Raw genomic sequence first — 17,620 nt, forward strand, 5'->3', positions numbered from 1 at the left:
TCATGGCAACCCGAGAGCTCAAACCCGGCCAGCGTCGGATCACCGGCGGCGGGATCGTCGCCGACCTGGCGATCATCGCCTGGTTCGTCTTCGCGCTGTTCCCGATCCTGTGGATGATCTTGCTGGCGCTGAAGACGCCCGCGGAACAGACATCGACCTACTTCGTGTTCTCCCCGACGCTGGAGAACTTCGTCACCGTGCTCACCGACCGCGGCACCGAACTGACCAGCGTCGACTTCAAGACCGCGATCCTGACCAGCCTGCTGAACTGCGGCGGCGCGGTACTGGTGTCGCTGTTGATCGGCATTCCGGCGGCCTATGCGGCCGGGCGCTGGAAGTTCCGCGGCAGCGACGACCTGATGTTCACGATGTTGTCCTTCCGGTTCGCGCCCGAGCTGATGGTGATCGTGCCGCTGTTCGTGATCTACAACCAGATCGGGCTGTTCGACACCTCGGTCGGCATGATCTGGGTGCTGCAGCTCGTCACCATGCCGCTGGTGGTGTGGATCCTGCGGTCCTACTTCGCCGACCTGCCCGAGGATCTGGAGCAGGCGGCCCTGCTGGACGGCTACACCCGGCTGCGGGCGTTCTGGATGATCGCGCTGCCGATGGTGCGGCCCGGCATCGCCGCCGCGGCGCTGCTGGCCTTCATCTTCGCCTGGAACAACTACATGTTCCCGCTGATCCTCGCCGACTCCGCCGCATCGACGGTCACCGTGGCCATCACCAGCTATCTCGGCGGCGGCGGTCAGGCGTACTACAACCTCACGGCGGCCGCGGCCCTGCTCGGGGCGCTCCCGCCGCTGATCCTCGCACTGACGATCCAGCGCTACCTGGTTCGCGGACTCTCCTTCGGGGCGGTGAAGAGCTGATGGCAACCTTGCAGGTGCGCGGACTGCGCAAGCACTACGGGAAGACGGCCGCGGTGGACGGGGTGGACTTCTCCGTCGGCGACGGCGAGTTCTTCGTCATCCTGGGGCCCTCCGGGGCGGGCAAGACGACGACCCTGAAGGGCATCGCCGGCCTCGTCGAGACCGACGAGGGCACGGTCGAGATCGCGGGCCGGGACATGACCGGGATCGAGCCCTACCACCGCAATGTGGCGATGGCGTTCGAGTCCTATGCCCTCTACCCGCAGCGAACCGTGGCGCAGAACCTCGCCTCGCCGCTGCGCTCCGGGCGTACCGGTCGCTATTCCGAATCCGAACAGCGCGACCGGATCGCCGCGGTGACCCAGACCCTGGGCATCGATCACCTGCTGGAACGGTTGCCGCGCGAGCTGTCCAACGGTCAGCGGCAGCGCACGGCGCTCGGCCGGGTGCTGGTCCGGCCGGCCGACATCTATCTGCTGGACGAGCCGCTGTCCCACCTCGACGCCAAGCTGCGGGCCGCGATGCGGGCTGAGCTGAAGTCGCTCGGCCAGATGTCCGACACCACCACCTTGTATGTCACCCACGACTACCAGGAGGCGTTGGCGCTCGGGGACCGGATCGCGGTGCTGCGGTCGGGACGGCTGGTACAGATCGGCAGCCCGGCCGAGGTCTGGCGCACGCCGGCGGACACCTTCGTCGCCAAGGCCCTCGGCCAGCCGGAGATCAACATCGTCGACGCCGAGGTCAGCGACGGTCGGATCTCGACCCTGGGTTCGAGCTTCACGCCCGGTGCCGATCTTGATCTCGGCCGGGGTGATCGGGTGCGGCTCGGGCTCCGTCCGAGCGAGATTCAGGTCGATCATGGCGAGCAGGGCCCTGGCGAGGCGCTCGAGCTGACCGGTCGGGTACGCCTGGCCGAGCGGCTCGGCCGGCAGATCGAACTGACCGTCGATGTCGCGGGTACCGACCTGATCGTCGTCGACGCCGCGGAGTTGCGGCCCGCCGAGGGAGATCAGGTACGCCTGCGCGTCCCGCTGCACCAGGTACACGTCTTCGCCGCCGGCGGGGACGGCGAGGAGACCGAGCGGCTGGGGGCGGCGGCGCCGCGACCGGCGAAGGAGGCACGATGAGCACGGCGGTCACGTCGCGGGCGACCGGATCGGGTGTCGCGCCGCAGCGGCTGGTGCTGAACAAGCTGCGCAAGATCTATGCCAGCCGCGGTCGCGAGTCGTTCGAGGCCGTCAAGTCGATCGATCTGGAGATCGCGCCGGGCGAGCTGATCGCCCTGCTCGGCCCGTCCGGCTGCGGAAAGACCACCACGCTGCGGATGATCGCCGGGCTGGAGACGGTGACGTCGGGCGAGATCCTGATCGGCGAGCGTTCGGTCGGTGACCTGCCACCGGGGAAGCGCAATGTCGGCGTGGGATTCGAGAGCTACGCGCTGTATCCGCCCCTGACGGTGCGGGAGAATCTCGCCTACGGGCTCCGGGCGCGCAAGGTCGCCGATGCCGACGCGCGGGTCGACGAGATCGCGAAGCGGCTGGACATGACCGAGTTGCTCGACCAACGCCCGGCCGGGCTGTCCAGCGGGCAGAAGCAGCGAGTCGCGCTGGCCCGGGCGCTGATCCGCAAGCCCCCGGTCCTGCTGCTCGACGAGCCGCTCGGGCACCTCGATGCCTCGGCCCGGCAGCGGGTGCGGCGAGAGCTGAAGCTCCTGCAGCGGGAGTTCGGCTACACGACGATCGTCGTCACCCATGATCAGTTGGAGGCGCTGAGCCTGGCCGACCGGATGGCGGTGATGGACGCGGGCGTGATCCAGCAGTTCGGTACGCCGGACGAGGTCTTCGACGACCCCGCCAACCGTTTCGTCGCCGAGTTCGTCGGCGAGCCGGCGATCAACATGTTCGCCGGCGAGGTGGTCAGGGCAGACGGCGGGCTCGCCGTCCGGGTCGGCGACGGGGTGCTGGAGACCGCGGCGGTCGATGCCCGGCTCGGCGACACCGTGATGGTCGGCCTGCGTCCCCAGGACACCCAGGTCCTCGGGGACGACGCCACGGGCGGCCTCGGCGGTGCCGTGATCAACTTCGAGGACCTGCTCGAGTTCGGTCAGGCGTCGGTCCGGGTCAGGGGAGTGGAACAGCCGCTGCTGGTACAGACCCCGCCGGAGGTCGACTGGCGGCCCGGGGACACCGTGCGCTTCGGGGCGCGCCCGGACCGCGTACACCTCTTCGATTCCCGGTCCGGAGAGCGGATCCGCTGAGTCCGTCCCGGCCCGGCGGGGCCGGGACGGGGCGGGACGGTCAGTGCTTGACGGCCTTCTCGGCACCGGCGCCGGTGAGAGAGCGCACCGACAGCTCGGCGTAACCCTCCTCGCTGGCGGACTCCTTGCCGAGCATCGTGCCGATGAAACCGAGCAGGAAGCCCGCGGGGATCGACACCAGACCCGGGTTGTTCAACGGGAACCAGGCGAAGTCCGCCCACGGGATCAGCGACTTCTCCGAGCCCGAGACGACCGGGGAGAAGATCACCAGGCCGACGGTGATGATCAACCCGCCGTAGATGCTGCACACCGCGCCGAGCGTGTTGAACCGCTTCCAGAACAGGTTGTAGAGCAGGGCGGGTAGGTTCGCCGACGCGGCGACCGCGAAGGCCAGCGCCACCAGGAAGGCGATGTTCAGGCCCTGGGCGAGCAGCGCCAGACCGATCGCGATCGCGCCGATCACGATGGCGGCGATCCGCGCCACGCGTACCTCCTGGCCCTCGCTGACCCGGCCCTTCTTGATCACCGTCGCGTACAGGTCGTGGGCGACCGAGGTCGCCGAGGTCAGCGTCAGGCCGGCCACGACCGCCAGGATGGTCGCGAAGGCGACCGCGGAGATCAGGGCCAGCAGCACCGCGCCGCCGATGCTGCCGGGGCCACCACCGACGGCCTCGGCGAGCAGCGGGGATGCCACATTGCCGCTGGACTTGCGTACCGCCGATCCGTCACCGGTGTCGAGCAGCGCGGCGGCGCCGAAGCCGAGCACCAGGGTCATCAGGTAGAAGGCCCCGATCAGACCGATCGCCCACAGCACCGATTTGCGCGCCGCGGCTGCCGTCGGCGTGGTGTAGAAGCGGATCAGGATGTGCGGCAGGCCGGCGGTGCCGAGCACCAGGGCCAGGCCGAGCGACAAGAAGTCGAACTGTCCGACCAGGTCCTTGCCGTAGAGCTGGCCGGGCTGCAGGAAGGCCTCGCCCTTGCCGGCATTCTCCGCGCCGGCGGCGAGCAGGTCGGAGATGTTGAACCGGAACATCGCCAGCACCAGGATCGTGATCAACAAAGAGCCGATCATCAGCAGCACGGCCTTGACGATCTGCACCCAGGTGGTGCCCTTCATCCCGCCGAAGGTGACATAGATGATCATCAGTGCGCCGACGATCACGATCACGATGTTCTGCAGGAGTTGGTTGCCGGTCACGCCGAGCAGCAGGGCGACGAGCGATCCGGCGCCGACCATCTGGGCCAGCAGATAGAAGATCGACACCACGATCGTGGAGGCGGACGCGGCGGTACGCACCGGCACCTGCCGCATCCGGTAGGCGAGCTGGTCACCCATCGTGTAGCGCCCGGAGTTGCGCAACAGCTCGGCGATCAGCAGCAGCGCCACCAGCCAGGCAACCAGGAAGCCGATCGAGTAGAGGAAGCCGTCGTAGCCGTAGAGCGCGATCGCGCCGGAGATGCCCAGGAACGACGCCGCGGACATGTAGTCGCCGCCGATGGCCAGGCCGTTCTGGAATCCGGAGAAGCCGCGACCGCCGGCGTAGTAGTCCGCAGCGCCCTTGGTGTTGCGCGAGGCCCAGATCGTGATCCCGATGGTCAGGGCGACGACGGCGAGGAACAGCCCGATCGTCAGCATGCTGCTGGTGTTCACCGCTCGACCTCCCGCTCGAAGCCCTCGCGCAGCTCGGTGGCCAGCGGATCGAGCTTCTTCTTGGTGTAGTTGGCGTACAGCGCCGCGATGGCGAAGGTCGAGACGAACTGCAGCAGGCCCCAGACCACCGCGACGTTGATGTGACCGATCACCGGCGTGTTCATGAAGCCGCGGGCCCAGTTGTTGCAGATCACGTAGAGGATGTACCAGGCCATGAACACCACCGTGGCCGGTACGACGAAGGACAGATATCGCTTGCGCAGAGTGGCAAACTCCGCGCTCTCGGCGATGCGTTGGTACGCCTGATGCTCGCGCGGGCTCTCCGCCTCGTATGCCGGATCAGTCATCGTCGACCCTCCTGTCGGCCCCGGGGAAGCCCTGTCGGCCCCGGGCAGCATCGCATGCCCCGATCGGCGGTCGGTATGTCGGCTCGCGGGTTCGTTGTGATTCCGTTACCTGGGTCGCGTACCCGCCGTCGCCGAGCCGCTCAGTGGTCGATCCGGATCTGCACGCTCTCGGTGACGTGGCTGAGATCCAGCCGCGAATGGTCGACGGTGGCCGCCCAGGCGACGGTCTGGAAGGGGAGTAGGAGGGGATCGGGTACGCGGGCGCTGCTGTCGTAGAGCGCCGCGATCTCGCCGAGCACGCGGTCCCGCTCGGCCTCGGGCTGGCGCTGCACCGTCGGCCGGCTGGCGACCATGTCCAGCAGGCCGCGGCGGTCGATCGGCACCCAGTTGCGCCAGGTCCGGTGCTCGGCCGGGGCGAAATGCTCGCTGCGTTCGATCGCCTCGATCGCGTCCGTGCCGTAGTCGCCGCGCATCGCGGTGGAGTCGAGTTGCTGGACCAGTCGCGCCAACCGCTTCACCCAGGGCACGGTGTCGTCGCGGCTGTTCAGCGCCAGCACGACCCGGCCGCCGGCGCGCAGCACCCGGGCGATCTCCGGCAGCGCGCGGGCGCGGGAACGGCCGGCGGCGAAACCCTCGCCGATGAGCACCCGGTCGAAGGTGTGGGGGGCGAAGGGCAGGTCCTCGTCGCTGGCCCGGACCGCCCCGCCGTTCACCCGTCCGGCCATCCGCTGGGCCTCGGCGGCGGTCCCCTCGAGCGCGGTGACCAGGCAACCGGCAGCCGACGCGAGTTCTGCCAGGCCGCCGAGCCGGCCCAGCGCGAGCACCCGCATCCCCTCGTGCGGAAGGGCCCAACGGACGCTGTCGGCTCCGAAGGGGGTAGGCCGGGTGCTCATGCCGAAACCCTAGTCGTCCGCCGACCCCGGAGGCGGGCTGGCAGACTCGGCGCGATGGCTCACACCGATGGCCCGACGACCGACGACCCGCTCGGGCGGCTCGCGCGCGCGGAGGGCGTACCGTCCGCGGTCGCGTCCGCCCGCGACGCCGCCGACGCCGTGTTGCGGGACCGCGGCCTGCGCGCGATCTCGCCGGAGGTCTCGGCGCGCGCGCTGTTGGCTGCGGCCCGCGCGTCGGCCGCGATCGAGGCCGACGACGGCCGCGACTGGACGGCGGGATCGGTCCGGTTGAGCACGGAACTGGTCGGGCTGGCCGCGGAGTTTCGCGGCGAGCCCGGCCGGGTGCTGGCACGGCTGCACACCCTCGCCGCGCGTGGGGTGCTGGACGACGATGCCCTCGGGCGCCTGCAACGTCCCGCGGCCGGCCGGATGGCCGACCTGTACGCGCTGATCGCCGGGCGCACCGCCGCCCCCGCCCTGGTGCTCGGCGCGGTGGTCCACGCCGAGATCGCCGGCACGCGCGCGTTCGGGCCGGGCAGTGGCCTGGTGGCGCGCGCCGCCGAGCGGCTGGTGCAGATCGGGTCGGGCCTCGACCCCGCGGGGGTGCTGGTCCCCGAGGCCGGGCATCTGGCCGCGGGCGCGAGCTACCACGCGGCGCTGGCCGGCTATGCGGCCGGCGGGACCGGGGTACGCGCGTGGATCCTGCACTGCGCGGACGCGTTCGCCCACGGGGTCGAGGTGTCGCCGGTACGCCAGAACTGACTCACCGGAGCTGATTCATCGGTACGCCGGAGCTGGCGTGTCACGGGAGGTCAAGCCGGGCTCGCGCAAGAAACGGCGCCCGTCTCACGACGGGCGCCGCCCCGCACATGGGAACCGAGGTGACCATGCGTGCAGTTCATCAATGCTGGCCGAGGCAAGCCTCGGAACTCAGCAACCCATGGATGGTTCTGGTCGCCGCGTGGGTACCTGTTCCGTTGTGAAGGCCTTGCACCAGTTGTACCCCTCCGCCGCCCGGAAGGGAAGACCCCGATCGCTGTGAATTGTCCACAGGCAACGGATTGCGTCGAATTGTCCACAGATCGGGCGGCGGGTCTGGTGCCCGGTTGACGGGCGCCGCAGCGTGGTCACATGGGTGTTGCCGAGGCCGATCCGCTGGTGATCACCGCCGATCCGCTGTTGCTTGATCAAGTCCTGGCGTCCGCGGCCGTGGCCGGTGTCGAGCCGGCCGTCGTCGACGAGCCGGGCGCGGCGCGGCGCCTGTGGCACGCCAGCCCGTCGGTGCTGGTGGGGCTGGACCAGGCGCGCGGGGTGACCGAGCAGTTGCTGCCCCGGCGGCCCGGTGTGGTGTTGCTCGGCCACGAGGCGGATCGCGCCGCACTGTGCGGGTGGTCACAGCCTCTGGGGGCCACCACGCTGGCCCTGCCCGCGGGGGTGGAGTGGCTGAGCTCGGTGCTCGCCGGAGACGGCGTCGTCGAGTCCGGCGGCGCCTCGGTGCTCGCCATCGCGGGCGGCTCCGGCGGGGTTGGCGCGTCCACCCTGGCCGTCGGGCTGGCGCAGGGTCTGGCCGCGCGCGGATCGGTGATCGTGATCGACGCCGACCCGGACGGTGGCGGTCTTGATCTTGTCCTCGGTGTGGAGCAGGAGCCCGGCTGGCGCTGGGACCGGCTTGCGACGGCGCGCGGCTTCGTTGCCGATCTTGGTCGGGAGCTGCCGCGCCGTGAGGGCGTCGGTGTGCTGGCCGCCAGTCGGTCGGGCGCGGGCGAGCCCGACGGCGCGGCGGTTTCCGCGGTCCTGCGCTCCGCCGCTCGCGGACACGACGCGGTGATCGTCGATCTTGGTCGCGGGGGCGGGCCGCTGGCCGAGCAGGTGTTGCGTCACGCGGGTGAGGTGTGGCTGCTGGCCGGCTGCGATGTCTGGTCCGTCGCCGCGGCGCGGCGCGCCGGCGAGCGGCTCGGGCGATCGGCCGCGGTGCGTGTGATCACCCGTGAGCGGCCGTGGAGCGATCTCGGGGGTCGCCAGGTGGCCGAACTGCTGGGTGCGCCGTGGCTGGGGTCGGTGCCGGAGGACCGTCAGCTCGGGCCGGGGATCGAGCACGGCGCCGGGCCGCTCGGCGCTGCCGGGCGGCGCTGGCGGCGGCGGGTCGAGCAACTCGCCGCCGGTATCGGGGCGGTCCCGTGAGCGCCGTTGATCTTGATCGACTCCGGCCTGATCTGGCCACGCTGGGGCGTGCCCCCACGGCCGCCGACGTCGCCTCGGCGATGCGGCGCTGCGGGATGGCGGTCACCGACAGCGCGGTGTTGGAGACCGTCGCCGAGCTGCGCCGCGACACCCTCGGTGCCGGCCCGCTCGATGCCCTGCTCCGCGAGCCGGGCGTGACCGATGTGCTGGTCAACGGTCCGGATCAGGTGTTCGTCGACCGCGGATCGGGGCTGGAGCAGACCGCCATCCGGTTCGGTTCCGATGCCGACGTCCGGCGCCTGGCGGCCCGACTCGCCGCATCCGCAGGGCGCCGGCTCGACGACGCGAGCCCGTACGTGGACGCGCGGATGAGCGACGGGGTCCGGGTGCACGCCGTGCTTGGTTCGCTCGCCGCGCCGGGCACCTGCCTGTCCCTGCGCGTGCCGTCCCGGATCCACCTGTCCCTCGACGAGTGGGTCGAGCGCGGCTCGCTGCATCCCGTGGCGGCCGATGTCTTGCGGCAGGTCGTCGCGGTGCGTGTGGCGTATCTGGTCAGCGGCGGCACCGGTACGGGGAAGACGACCCTCCTCGCCGCACTGCTCGGACTGGTGCCGCACCGCGAGCGGTTGCTGATCGTCGAGGACTCCCGCGAGCTGGCCCCCGACCATCCCCACTGTGTGCGGCTCGAGGCCCGGCCACCGAACGGCGAGGGGATCGGTGCCGTCGAGCTCGCCGTCCTGGTCCGCCAGGCGCTGCGGATGCGGCCCGACCGGGTCGTGCTCGGCGAGGCCCGCGGTGCCGAGATCTGCGATCTGCTGACCGCCCTGAACACCGGCCACGAGGGCGGTTGTGGCACCGTGCACGCCAACTCCGCCGACGACGTGCCGGCCCGGATCGAGGCGCTGGCCGCCCTGGGTGGCCTGGACCGCAATGCGGTGCACGCGCAGCTGGCCTCCGCGGTCGAGGTGTTCGTGCACATCCGCCGCGGGCCGAGCGGACACCGGCAGGTGGCCCAGATCAGCGTGGCGCGGCGAGACGGCGAGTTCGTCCGCGCCGAGCCGGCGCTGCTGTTCGACGACACCGGCGCGCGGCGCGGCCCGGGCTGCGCCCGGCTGGAGCGGGTGCTCGGCCGATGAGCCCGGTGCTGGTCGGTCTCGCGGCGCTCGCGGCCGCGCTCGCAGCCATCGGCTGGTGCGGCGCGCGGGCGCCGACCGATCGGCTCACGGCACCGCTGCCGGGCCGCGTGCGGCGAGCGGGCCGCTGGCGGTGGTTGGGGATCGCAGCACCCGTGATCATGGTTGCCGGGTACGCCGCCGCCGGCCCCGGCGCGGTGCTGCTGTCGCTGTCGGCGGTGCTGGTGGTGGCGGCGGTCGTGCTGGTGGCGCGCGCTCAGTTTCGTGCCCGGCGTGCCGCCGCCCGTCGCGACCAGGTGGCGGAGGCCTGTCAGGTGATCGCGCAGCATCTGCGCAGCGGCGCCATGCCGGGCAGCGCACTGGAGGACGCCGCGGCGGAGTACGCGGTGCTCGGGCCCGCCGCGGCGACCGCGCGGCTCGGCGGCGATCCGGTTCGGGTGTTGTTCGCGGCGGCCCGCGCGCCGGGGGCGGCCGGGTTGGCCGATCTGGCACGCGCGTGGTCGCTGATCACGAGCCTGGGTGCGCCCGCCGGGCCGTTGTTGGAGCGGATCGCGGAGAATGTCCGGCAGGCGCGAGACCTCGACCGGTCCGTGCGCTCGGAACTGGCCGCGCCCCGGCTGACCGGCCGGCTGTTGGCGGTGCTTCCGGCGGCCGGGCTGGCCATCGGCTTCGCGGTCGGTGGCGACCCGCTCGGCTTCCTGACCGGGACGCTGGCCGGGCAGGCGTGCCTGCTCGCCGGGGTGATCCTCGCCGTGGCGGGCGTGCTGTGGAGCGAACGGATTGCCGGCACCGGGGAGGACGAGGCGCCGACAGGTGGGGGCGAGGGCACATGAGTGCGAGCTGGCTGGTCGCCGCCGCTGCCGTCGGTGCGTTCTTGTGGCTCGGCGTCCCGGCCCCCGACCGGGCACGCGGCCGGTTGCGACCGGCGGTCTCGGACGCCACGGCGGCCGGCGGGCCGCGGATCGTCCTGCCGACCAGGCTCGCGGCCGGTGTCGGAGCGGGCACGGTCGCGGCCTGGCTCGCGTCGGGCTTCGGCGCGGCTCCCGGACTGGCGGTCGGCGGCCTGGTGGCCGCCGCCGTCATCGTCGCCCTCGGCCGCCTCGAACCGGCCTTCCTGGCGCGCGAACGTCATCGCATCGTGCTGGAGTTGCCCGTCGCGCTCGACCTGCTCGCGAGCTGCCTGGCGGCCGGGCTGCCGCTGCGCCGCGCCTTGCCGAGGGTGACGGCACTGCTGCCGGGGCCGCTGGGCCGCGAGCTCGGCCGGGTCACCGCCCGGCTGGAGCTGGGCGAGGGCGATGCCGCCGCCTGGCGCGCGCTGGCCGACCATGATCAGCTCGGGCGGTTGGCCCGCGATGCCGCTCGTTCGGCCGAGTCCGGCGCACCGCTCGCCGAGCTGTTCGGCCAGCACGCCCACGATGCCCGCGCCGATCGCCGGGCGGCGCTCGAGGAGCGGGCACGCACGGCCGGCGTGCGCGCGGTCCTGCCGGTGGCGCTGTGCTTCCTGCCGGCGTTCTTCCTGATCGGTGTCGTGCCCATCGTGGCCGGTGCCGTGATGATGCTGCTGCCCGCCTGATCGGGCGGCGCCGGAGATCGGCCGGCCCGGCGTTGCGACCGTGCGGATGATCACCCGCTCCCGTCAGCCACCGATCGCGATGTCCGCACCGACCGCGGCGTTGTCCACAGGTCGGCAACCGCCCCCGGTCATCCACAGATTCACCCACCGGCGACAAAACACCCCGCCCGGATCCGACTGTCTGAACGACCCGATCGGGTCAGGCGCCGGGCGCGGCGATGGCGCCCGGGGTCCGGGGACATCAGGGAAGGAAGATCATGATCAACGAAGCGGAGAAGATCAACCGCGGGGCCGACGGCGTCGCCGACGTCGTCGGTGAGCGTCCCGCGGCCGGAGGGGAGCTGGTGGCCGTCCACCCGCGCCCGCAGCGCGACGAGCGTGGCATGAGCACGGCGGAGTACGCGGTGGGCACGGTGGCGGCTGTCTCGTTCGCCGGGGTGCTGTTGAAGGTGCTCACCGATCCCAATGTGCAGCGGCTGCTCGTCGAGTTCATCATCTGGCTGATCGGGCTCTTCACGGGCCTCGATCCGTTCGGCACGGGTGCGCCGCCGACGACCCGTCCCTGAGCGAGCGAAGCCGCGGGGCGCCGACGACGGCGACCCCGCGGCAACTCGTCGCGGCGCCCACACCGGCGCGCGACGTTCCACCACGACGGAAGGCAGCGAGATGATCCCGCACCGAGGCAATGCGACACCGCTTTCGTCCGGGTCGTGCCCGCCCGCTCGTGGCGAGCGGGGCATGGTCACCGCGGAGATCGCGCTGGGCACGCTCGCGGTGATCCTGGTCGCGGTCGCCATTGCGTGGCTGATCGGCGGCCTCACCCAGCAGGTGCGGTGTGCGGACGTGGCCTCGGAGGTGGCCCGGCAGGAGGCCCGCGGCGACCGCGCCGCCGCCGACCGGGCGCGCGGCCGGGCGCCGCGCGGGGCCAGCGTGGAGACGGTGCGCGAGGGAGGCCAGGTCGTCACCACGGTGCGACTGGACTACCGGCCGCTGGAAGCGGCGCCGGCAGTCTCGTTGCGGGCGCGCTCGGTCGTGCTGCTGGAGCCCGGCGAATGAGGGGCCGGCCGGGTCGCGCGGGCGACGAGCGCGGCTCCGGGACGATGCTGCTGCTGGCCGCCACGATCGTCGCGCTGATGCTCGCCGCCGCCCTCGCGGTGGCGACGGGCTACCGCATCCCGCAGGCGCGCGCCCGGGCCGCCGCGGACGCGGTCGCGCTGTCCGGCGCCATCGCCGTCCGGGCCGGCGGCGACGCCTGCGCGGCCGCCCAGCGGGCGGCGAGCGTCAATGCGGTTCGACTGCTCGACTGCTCGATGGCCGGCGACTCGGTCGACCACGTCGTCTCGGTGCGGGTCGCGGTCGCGGTCCGCGCACCGTTCGCCGGCCTGCCGCGAGAGATCGTCGCCACCGCCCACGCCGGCCGGCTGGAGACCGCCTCCGCGCCACCGTGACGGCACGCGGCGACCCAGCTTGTGGCCGGCCGCGCCATGCGCCAGACTGCGTGCCTGCCGCCGCGTGACTTCGGTCACAGCGGCGGCAGGCTGTGACTCCTATACTCCGGACCAGTCATTGGGGGCCAGGAGACAGCTCAACACCAACGCCGGCAACGTGGCCGGCCAGGGGAGGTCGACGTGGAGCCGGGAATCGCAGTCCTCGAGGGCGCCAACCTGACCATCGTGGTCGTCGTGGCGGTGATCGCCTGTATCGCCATCGCGATGGCCCTGGTGTTCCGCGGGCAGGTGCTTCGCGCCCCCGACGGCACACCGGGCATGCGCGCCATCGCCACCGCGGTGCAGGAGGGCGCGGCGGCGTACCTGGCCCGGCAGTTCCGCACCCTCGGCGTCTTCGCGGTGGTGGCATTCGTACTGCTGCTGGCGCTGCCCGCCGAGGCCGAGGATCCGGGGATGCAGTGGGTGTTGCGGATCTCGCGCTCCGCGGCCTTCCTGGTCGGCGGTTTCGCCTCGGCCATGATCGGCTATCTCGGCATGTGGCTCGCCGTCAGGGCCAACGTCCGGGTCGCCGAGGCCGCGCGTACCGACAAGCCGGCCGACGCCATGCGGGTCGCCTTCCGCACCGGAGCCTGCGTCGGGATGGCGACCGTCGGCTTCGGCCTGCTCGGGGCCGCGCTCGTCGTGTTGATCTTCCGGGGCGATGCGCCGATCGTGCTCGAGGGCTTCGGCTTCGGCGCGGCACTGGTCGCGATGTTCATGCGCGTCGGCGGCGGCATCTTCACCAAGGCCGCCGATGTCGGCGCCGACCTGGTCGGCAAGGTCGAGCAGAACATCCCCGAGGACGACCCGCGCAATGCCGCGACCATCGCCGACAACGTCGGCGACAACGTCGGCGACTGTGCGGGCATGGCGGCCGACCTGTTCGAGTCCTATGCCGTGACCCTGGTCGCCTCGCTGATCCTCGGCCGGGCGGCCTTCGGCTCCGAGGGTCTGGTCTTCCCGCTGATCATCCCGGCGATCGGCGTGATCACCGCGCTGATCGGCGTCTTCCTGACCCGGCCGCGGCAGGGAGTCAGCGGCCTGACCACCATCAACCGCGCCTTCTACCTCTCGGCGCTGGTCTCGGCCGCCCTCACCGCGATCGCCTGTTGGACCTATCTGCCGGCGCGCTTCGCCGATCTCGGCGTGACCGAGTTCGCCGGGCCGATCGACGACCCGCGGGTCGTCGCCTTCGGCGCCGTGCTGATCGGGATCTTGCTGGCCGTGGTGATTCTGGCGCTGACCGGCTACTACACCGGCACCGACAAGCGCCCGGTCCGTGACGTCGGCAAGACCTCGCTCACCGGCGCCGCCACGGTCGTGCTGTCCGGCATCTCGCTCGGGCTGTCGTCGGCCGTCTACACCGCGCTCGTGATCGCGGCCGGCGTGCTCGGCGCGTTCCTGCTCGGCGGGGTCGGCGTGACGGGCCTGTTCACCATCGCCCTCGCCGGCTGTGGCCTGCTGACCACCGTCGGCGTGATCGTCGCGATGGACACCTTCGGGCCGGTCAGCGACAACGCCCAGGGCATCGCCGAGATGTCCGGCGAGGTCGACGGCGCCGGCGCGCAGACCCTGACCGACCTGGACGCCGTCGGCAACACCACCAAGGCGATCACCAAGGGCATCGCCATCGCCACCGCCGTGTTGGCCGCGACCGCGCTGTTCGGCTCCTACACCGACTCCATCGGCAAGGTGCTCGGTGATCGTTATGCCGCCTTCGTCGAGAGCGCCGCGGTGTACGTGCCGTCCACCCTCGTCGGCATCATCGTCGGCGCATCGGTGGTCTTCTTGTTCTCCGGCCTGGCGATCAGCGCCGTCGGTCGGGCGGCCGGCGCGGTCGTGATGGAGGTACGCCGCCAGTTCCGCGAGATCCCCGGGATCATGGAGGGCACCGGCAAGCCCGAATACGGGCGCGTCGTCGACATCGTGACCCGGGACTCGCTGCGCGAGCTGGCCACCCCGGGCCTGTTGGCGATCTTCGCCCCGATCGCGGTGGGCTTCGGCCTGGGGGCACCGGCGCTGGCCGGCTACCTGGCCGGCACCATCGCCTGCGGCACGTTGATGGCGGTCTTCCTCGCCAACTCCGGCGGTGCCTGGGACAACGCCAAGAAGCTGGTCGAGGACGGCTATCACGGCGGCAAGGGCAGCCCCGCCCACGAGGCCACCGTGATCGGCGACACCGTCGGCGACCCCTTCAAGGACACCGCTGGCCCGGCGATCAACCCGTTGATCAAGGTGATGAACCTGGTGGCGCTGCTGATCGCCCCCGCCGTGGTCGGGCTCTCGGCGCTCGCCGGTCAGGACAATCCGATCCGGTACGCCATCGCCCTCGCGGCGCTGGCCGTGATCATCGTCGCCGTCGTGATCTCCAGCCGCCGCGATATCGCGATCGCCGACGACTCCGACCAGGGATCGCCGCCGGTCGGCCCCGGCGGCGGAGCCGGCGAGGGTGCGGTCGCCGAGGTCGACGTGGTCGAGGTCGATGTCGAGATCGACTACGAGACCCCGGCCCGCCGGTTGGACTGACACCCGGCCGGACGCCCGGACCGGGCCGGGCGAGAGGAGCGTACCGATGGGCTATCGCGAGGAGTTCGACCAGAGCCTGGCCGATCCCCGGGGCTACTGGGGCGAGCAGGCCCGAGCGATCGACTGGTTCCGGCCGCCCGAGCAGGTGCTGACCGACGAGGAGCCGGTGCCGCGCTGGTTCGCCGACGGGATCCTGAACACCTGCTACAACGCCCTCGACCGCCACGTGATCAACGGCGGCGCCGATGCGCCGGCGCTGATCCAGCATTCGGCGATGACCGGTGCCCGGCGTACCTATACCTACGCCGAACTGCTCGAGCACACCGCCAAGCTCGCCGGGGTGCTGCGCGCGCTCGGCGTGGAGCGGGACGACCGGGTGATCATCTACCAGCCGATGATCCCCGAGGCCGTGATGTCGATGCTCGCCTGCGCACGGATCGGGGCGATCCACTCGGTGGTCTTCGGCGGGTTCGCGCCGAGCGAGCTGGCCGCCCGGATCGACGGCGCCGAGCCGAAGGTGATCATCTCCGCCTCCTGCGGGTTGGAGCCCGGCCGCGTCGTCGAGTACCACCCCATTCTGGAGAAGGCGCTCGAACGGGCCGACCATGCGCCCGAGCACTGCATCGTGGTGCAGCGCGAACAGGCGCCCGCCGAGCTCAAGGAGGGTCGCGATCTCGACTTCGCCCAGTTGATGCGCTCCACCGCGATCAAGCCCGCTCCGGCGGCCGACGTCGCCGCGACCGATCCGCTCTACATCCTCTACACCTCCGGCACCACCGGGAAGCCGAAGGGGATCGTCCGCGACAACGGCGGACACGCGGTCGCCCTGGCCTACGCGATGCGCACCATCTACGACATCGGGCCGGGCGAGGTGATGTTCACCGCCAGCGACGTCGGCTGGGTCGTCGGGCATTCGTTCATCGTCTACGGCCCGCTGATCGCCGGTGCGACGACCGTGCTGTACGAGGGCAAGCCGGTCGGTACGCCCGACGCGGGCGCCTTCTGGAAGGTGGTCGCCGAGCACGGCGTCAAGGCGCTGTTCACCGCACCCACGGCGATCCGGGCGATCCGCAAGGTCGATCCCGACGCCGAGCTGGTGGCCGCGCACGACACGTCCAGCCTGCAGACGCTGTTCCTGGCGGGTGAGCGGACGGATCCCGACACGCTGACCTGGGCGGGGGAGAAGCTCGGCGTACCCGTGGTGGACAACTGGTGGCAGACCGAGACCGGATGGCCGATCGCGGCGAACCTGCGCGGGCTGGAGCCGATGCCGATCAAGCCGGGCTCGCCGTCGGTCCCGGTGCCGGGCTACGACGTCGCGGTCCTCGGCCCCGATGGCGAGCGGGTGGGCCCGGACACCGAGGGCGCGATCGCGATCAGGCTCCCGCTGCCACCGGGCACGCTGGCGGGGGTGTGGCGCGACCCGCAACGCATGATCGATTCCTACCTGAAGGCCTATCCCGGCTACTACTCCACCGGCGACGGCGGCGTGATCGACGCGGACGGCTACCTGACCATCCTCGGCCGCACCGATGACGTGATCAATGTTGCCGGGCACCGCCTGTCCACGGGGGCGATGGAGGCGGTGCTCGCCACCCATCCCGCGGTGGCCGAGTGTGCGGTGATCGGTGTCGCCGACGAGCTGAAGGGCCAGGTGCCCCGCGGGTTCGTGGTGTTGAAGGAGGGGCAGTCGGTCGAGCCTGATCAACTCGCCGCCGAACTGGTCCAGCTCGTCCGGGACGAGATCGGCGCCGTGGCCGCGCTGCGCCGGGTCGATGTGGTCGCGGCCCTGCCGAAGACCCGCTCGGGCAAGATCCTGCGCAAGACGATGCGGGAGATCGCCGACGGCAAGGACGCCGTCGTACCCTCCACCATCGAGGATCCCGCCGTCGTCGACGACCTGCGCGACGTACTCACCTCCTGATCGCACCCGACCACCCGCCCGGGGTTGTGGCGGGCCGGGCTCGGCTTGTCCGCGCCGAAAGCGACCACTCGCCCCGGTTGTGGCGGCCGGGCTGGGTGTATCCGCGCCGAAAGCGACCACTCGCCCCGGTTGTGGCGGGCGGGTTGGGCGTATTCGCGCCGGAAGTGACCGCCCGCCCGGGTTGTGGCGACTGGGCTGTGGCCGGCGGCCGGACTCGGCCTACTGCGCCGGAAGCGACCGCTCGCCGGGGTTGTGGCGGGCGGGTTGGGCGTATTCGCGCCGAAAGCGACCACTCGCCCCGGTTGTGGGGACGGGCTGGGACTGGCGGGCGCGCTCGGCATATCCCCGCCGGAACCGACCACTCGCCCCGGTTGTGGCGGGCGGGTTGGGCGTATTCGCGCCGAAAGTGACCACTCGCCCGGGTTGTGGCGGCGGGCCTGGGACTGGCGGGCGCGCTCGGCACCCCGCCGGAAGCGACCACTCGCCGGGGTTGTGGCGGGCGGGTTGGGCGTATTCGCGCCGAAAGCGACCACTCGCCCGGGTTTGTGCTGTCGCTCTGGCCCGATCTTCGCCATTACCCGTGCGAGTGGTCGGTTTCGGCGAGGTTGCCGTCCGCTCGGCCGATGACACATCCCGGGCGCGAGCCGACCCGGCAGGCGCGAGTCCACCCGGCAGGCGCGAGTCCACCCGGCAGGCGCGAGCCGACCCGGCACCCGCGAGTCCACCCGGGAGGCGCGAGCCGACCCGCCACCTCCACCGCCGCCCGCTTGCCC

General features: G+C 71.9%; 16 protein-coding genes. 13 read left to right on the top strand and 3 right to left on the bottom strand.

Features of this window, described 5'->3' with window-relative positions:
* Positions 1–2 precede the first annotated feature (2 nt).
* The 3 genes from GGQ54_RS09770 to GGQ54_RS09780 are packed head-to-tail and all read left to right on the top strand — an operon-like array spanning position 3 to position 3,132.
* On the top strand, positions 3–872 hold the full coding sequence (locus tag GGQ54_RS09770; protein ID WP_179445209.1) for a carbohydrate ABC transporter permease: 870 nt from the start codon (positions 3–5) through the stop codon (positions 870–872).
* The gene (locus GGQ54_RS09775; protein ID WP_179445210.1) at positions 872–2,002 is read left to right on the top strand and encodes an ABC transporter ATP-binding protein; all 1,131 of its coding nucleotides are present in this window, start codon (positions 872–874) and stop codon (positions 2,000–2,002) included. Before GGQ54_RS09770 ends, GGQ54_RS09775 begins: the two co-directional genes overlap by 1 nt.
* Positions 1,999–3,132, top strand: coding sequence for an ABC transporter ATP-binding protein (locus GGQ54_RS09780; protein WP_179445211.1), 1,134 nt, complete (start codon positions 1,999–2,001; stop codon positions 3,130–3,132). The genes GGQ54_RS09775 and GGQ54_RS09780 overlap by 4 nt, the downstream gene beginning before the upstream one ends.
* 40 nt (positions 3,133–3,172) lie before the next feature.
* Here the strand turns inward: GGQ54_RS09780 and GGQ54_RS09785 are convergent, their stop codons facing one another.
* From GGQ54_RS09785 to GGQ54_RS09795, 3 genes are all read right to left on the bottom strand, one after another.
* On the bottom strand, positions 3,173–4,768 hold the full coding sequence (locus tag GGQ54_RS09785) for a solute symporter family protein (RefSeq protein ID WP_179446539.1): 1,596 nt from the start codon (positions 4,766–4,768) through the stop codon (positions 3,173–3,175).
* Positions 4,769–4,779: 11 nt separating this feature from the next.
* Positions 4,780–5,130 carry a DUF485 domain-containing protein gene (locus GGQ54_RS09790; protein WP_179445212.1) on the bottom strand — a complete coding sequence of 117 codons (351 nt, stop codon included), beginning with the start codon at positions 5,128–5,130 and terminating at the stop codon, positions 4,780–4,782.
* A gap of 140 nt (positions 5,131–5,270) precedes the next feature.
* Positions 5,271–6,023 (bottom strand): class I SAM-dependent methyltransferase, encoded by a 753-nt coding sequence (locus GGQ54_RS09795; protein WP_179445213.1) that lies wholly within the window; start codon positions 6,021–6,023, stop codon positions 5,271–5,273.
* Between the two features lie 54 nt (positions 6,024–6,077).
* On the opposite strand from GGQ54_RS09795, the gene GGQ54_RS09800 reads away from it, so the two are divergent.
* The 10 genes from GGQ54_RS09800 (at position 6,078) to GGQ54_RS09845 (ending at position 16,847) form a co-directional block, all read left to right on the top strand.
* Positions 6,078–6,785 carry an oxidoreductase gene (locus tag GGQ54_RS09800; protein WP_179445214.1) on the top strand — a complete coding sequence of 236 codons (708 nt, stop codon included), beginning with the start codon at positions 6,078–6,080 and terminating at the stop codon, positions 6,783–6,785.
* Between the two features lie 369 nt (positions 6,786–7,154).
* The gene (ssd, locus tag GGQ54_RS09805; protein WP_179445215.1) at positions 7,155–8,204 is read left to right on the top strand and encodes a septum site-determining protein Ssd; all 1,050 of its coding nucleotides are present in this window, start codon (positions 7,155–7,157) and stop codon (positions 8,202–8,204) included.
* Positions 8,201–9,340, top strand: coding sequence for a TadA family conjugal transfer-associated ATPase (locus GGQ54_RS09810; protein WP_179445216.1), 1,140 nt, complete (start codon positions 8,201–8,203; stop codon positions 9,338–9,340). The genes ssd and GGQ54_RS09810 overlap by 4 nt, the downstream gene beginning before the upstream one ends.
* On the top strand, positions 9,337–10,170 hold the full coding sequence (locus tag GGQ54_RS09815; RefSeq protein ID WP_179445217.1) for a type II secretion system F family protein: 834 nt from the start codon (positions 9,337–9,339) through the stop codon (positions 10,168–10,170). Before GGQ54_RS09810 ends, GGQ54_RS09815 begins: the two co-directional genes overlap by 4 nt.
* The gene (locus tag GGQ54_RS09820) at positions 10,167–10,910 is read left to right on the top strand and encodes a type II secretion system F family protein (RefSeq protein ID WP_179445218.1); all 744 of its coding nucleotides are present in this window, start codon (positions 10,167–10,169) and stop codon (positions 10,908–10,910) included. The genes GGQ54_RS09815 and GGQ54_RS09820 overlap by 4 nt, the downstream gene beginning before the upstream one ends.
* A gap of 257 nt (positions 10,911–11,167) precedes the next feature.
* Entirely contained in the window at positions 11,168–11,476 is a 309-nt protein-coding gene (locus tag GGQ54_RS09825) for a DUF4244 domain-containing protein (protein ID WP_179445219.1), read from the top strand.
* A gap of 172 nt (positions 11,477–11,648) precedes the next feature.
* Positions 11,649–11,966: a TadE family type IV pilus minor pilin gene (locus GGQ54_RS09830; protein WP_179445220.1), complete on the top strand. Its 318-nt coding sequence runs from the start codon at positions 11,649–11,651 to the stop codon at positions 11,964–11,966.
* A complete protein-coding gene (locus tag GGQ54_RS09835; protein WP_179445221.1) occupies positions 11,963–12,358 on the top strand; it encodes an Rv3654c family TadE-like protein in 396 nt (131 codons plus the stop codon). The genes GGQ54_RS09830 and GGQ54_RS09835 overlap by 4 nt, the downstream gene beginning before the upstream one ends.
* Positions 12,359–12,538: 180 nt before the next feature.
* Positions 12,539–14,923 carry a sodium-translocating pyrophosphatase gene (locus GGQ54_RS09840; RefSeq protein ID WP_179445222.1) on the top strand — a complete coding sequence of 795 codons (2,385 nt, stop codon included), beginning with the start codon at positions 12,539–12,541 and terminating at the stop codon, positions 14,921–14,923.
* 46 nt (positions 14,924–14,969) lie between these two features.
* Positions 14,970–16,847, top strand: coding sequence for an AMP-binding protein (locus tag GGQ54_RS09845; protein ID WP_179445223.1), 1,878 nt, complete (start codon positions 14,970–14,972; stop codon positions 16,845–16,847).
* Positions 16,848–17,620: the final 773 nt, after the last annotated feature.

Source organism: Naumannella cuiyingiana, from assembly GCF_013408305.1.
GTDB classification, from domain to species: domain Bacteria; phylum Actinomycetota; class Actinomycetes; order Propionibacteriales; family Propionibacteriaceae; genus Naumannella; species Naumannella cuiyingiana.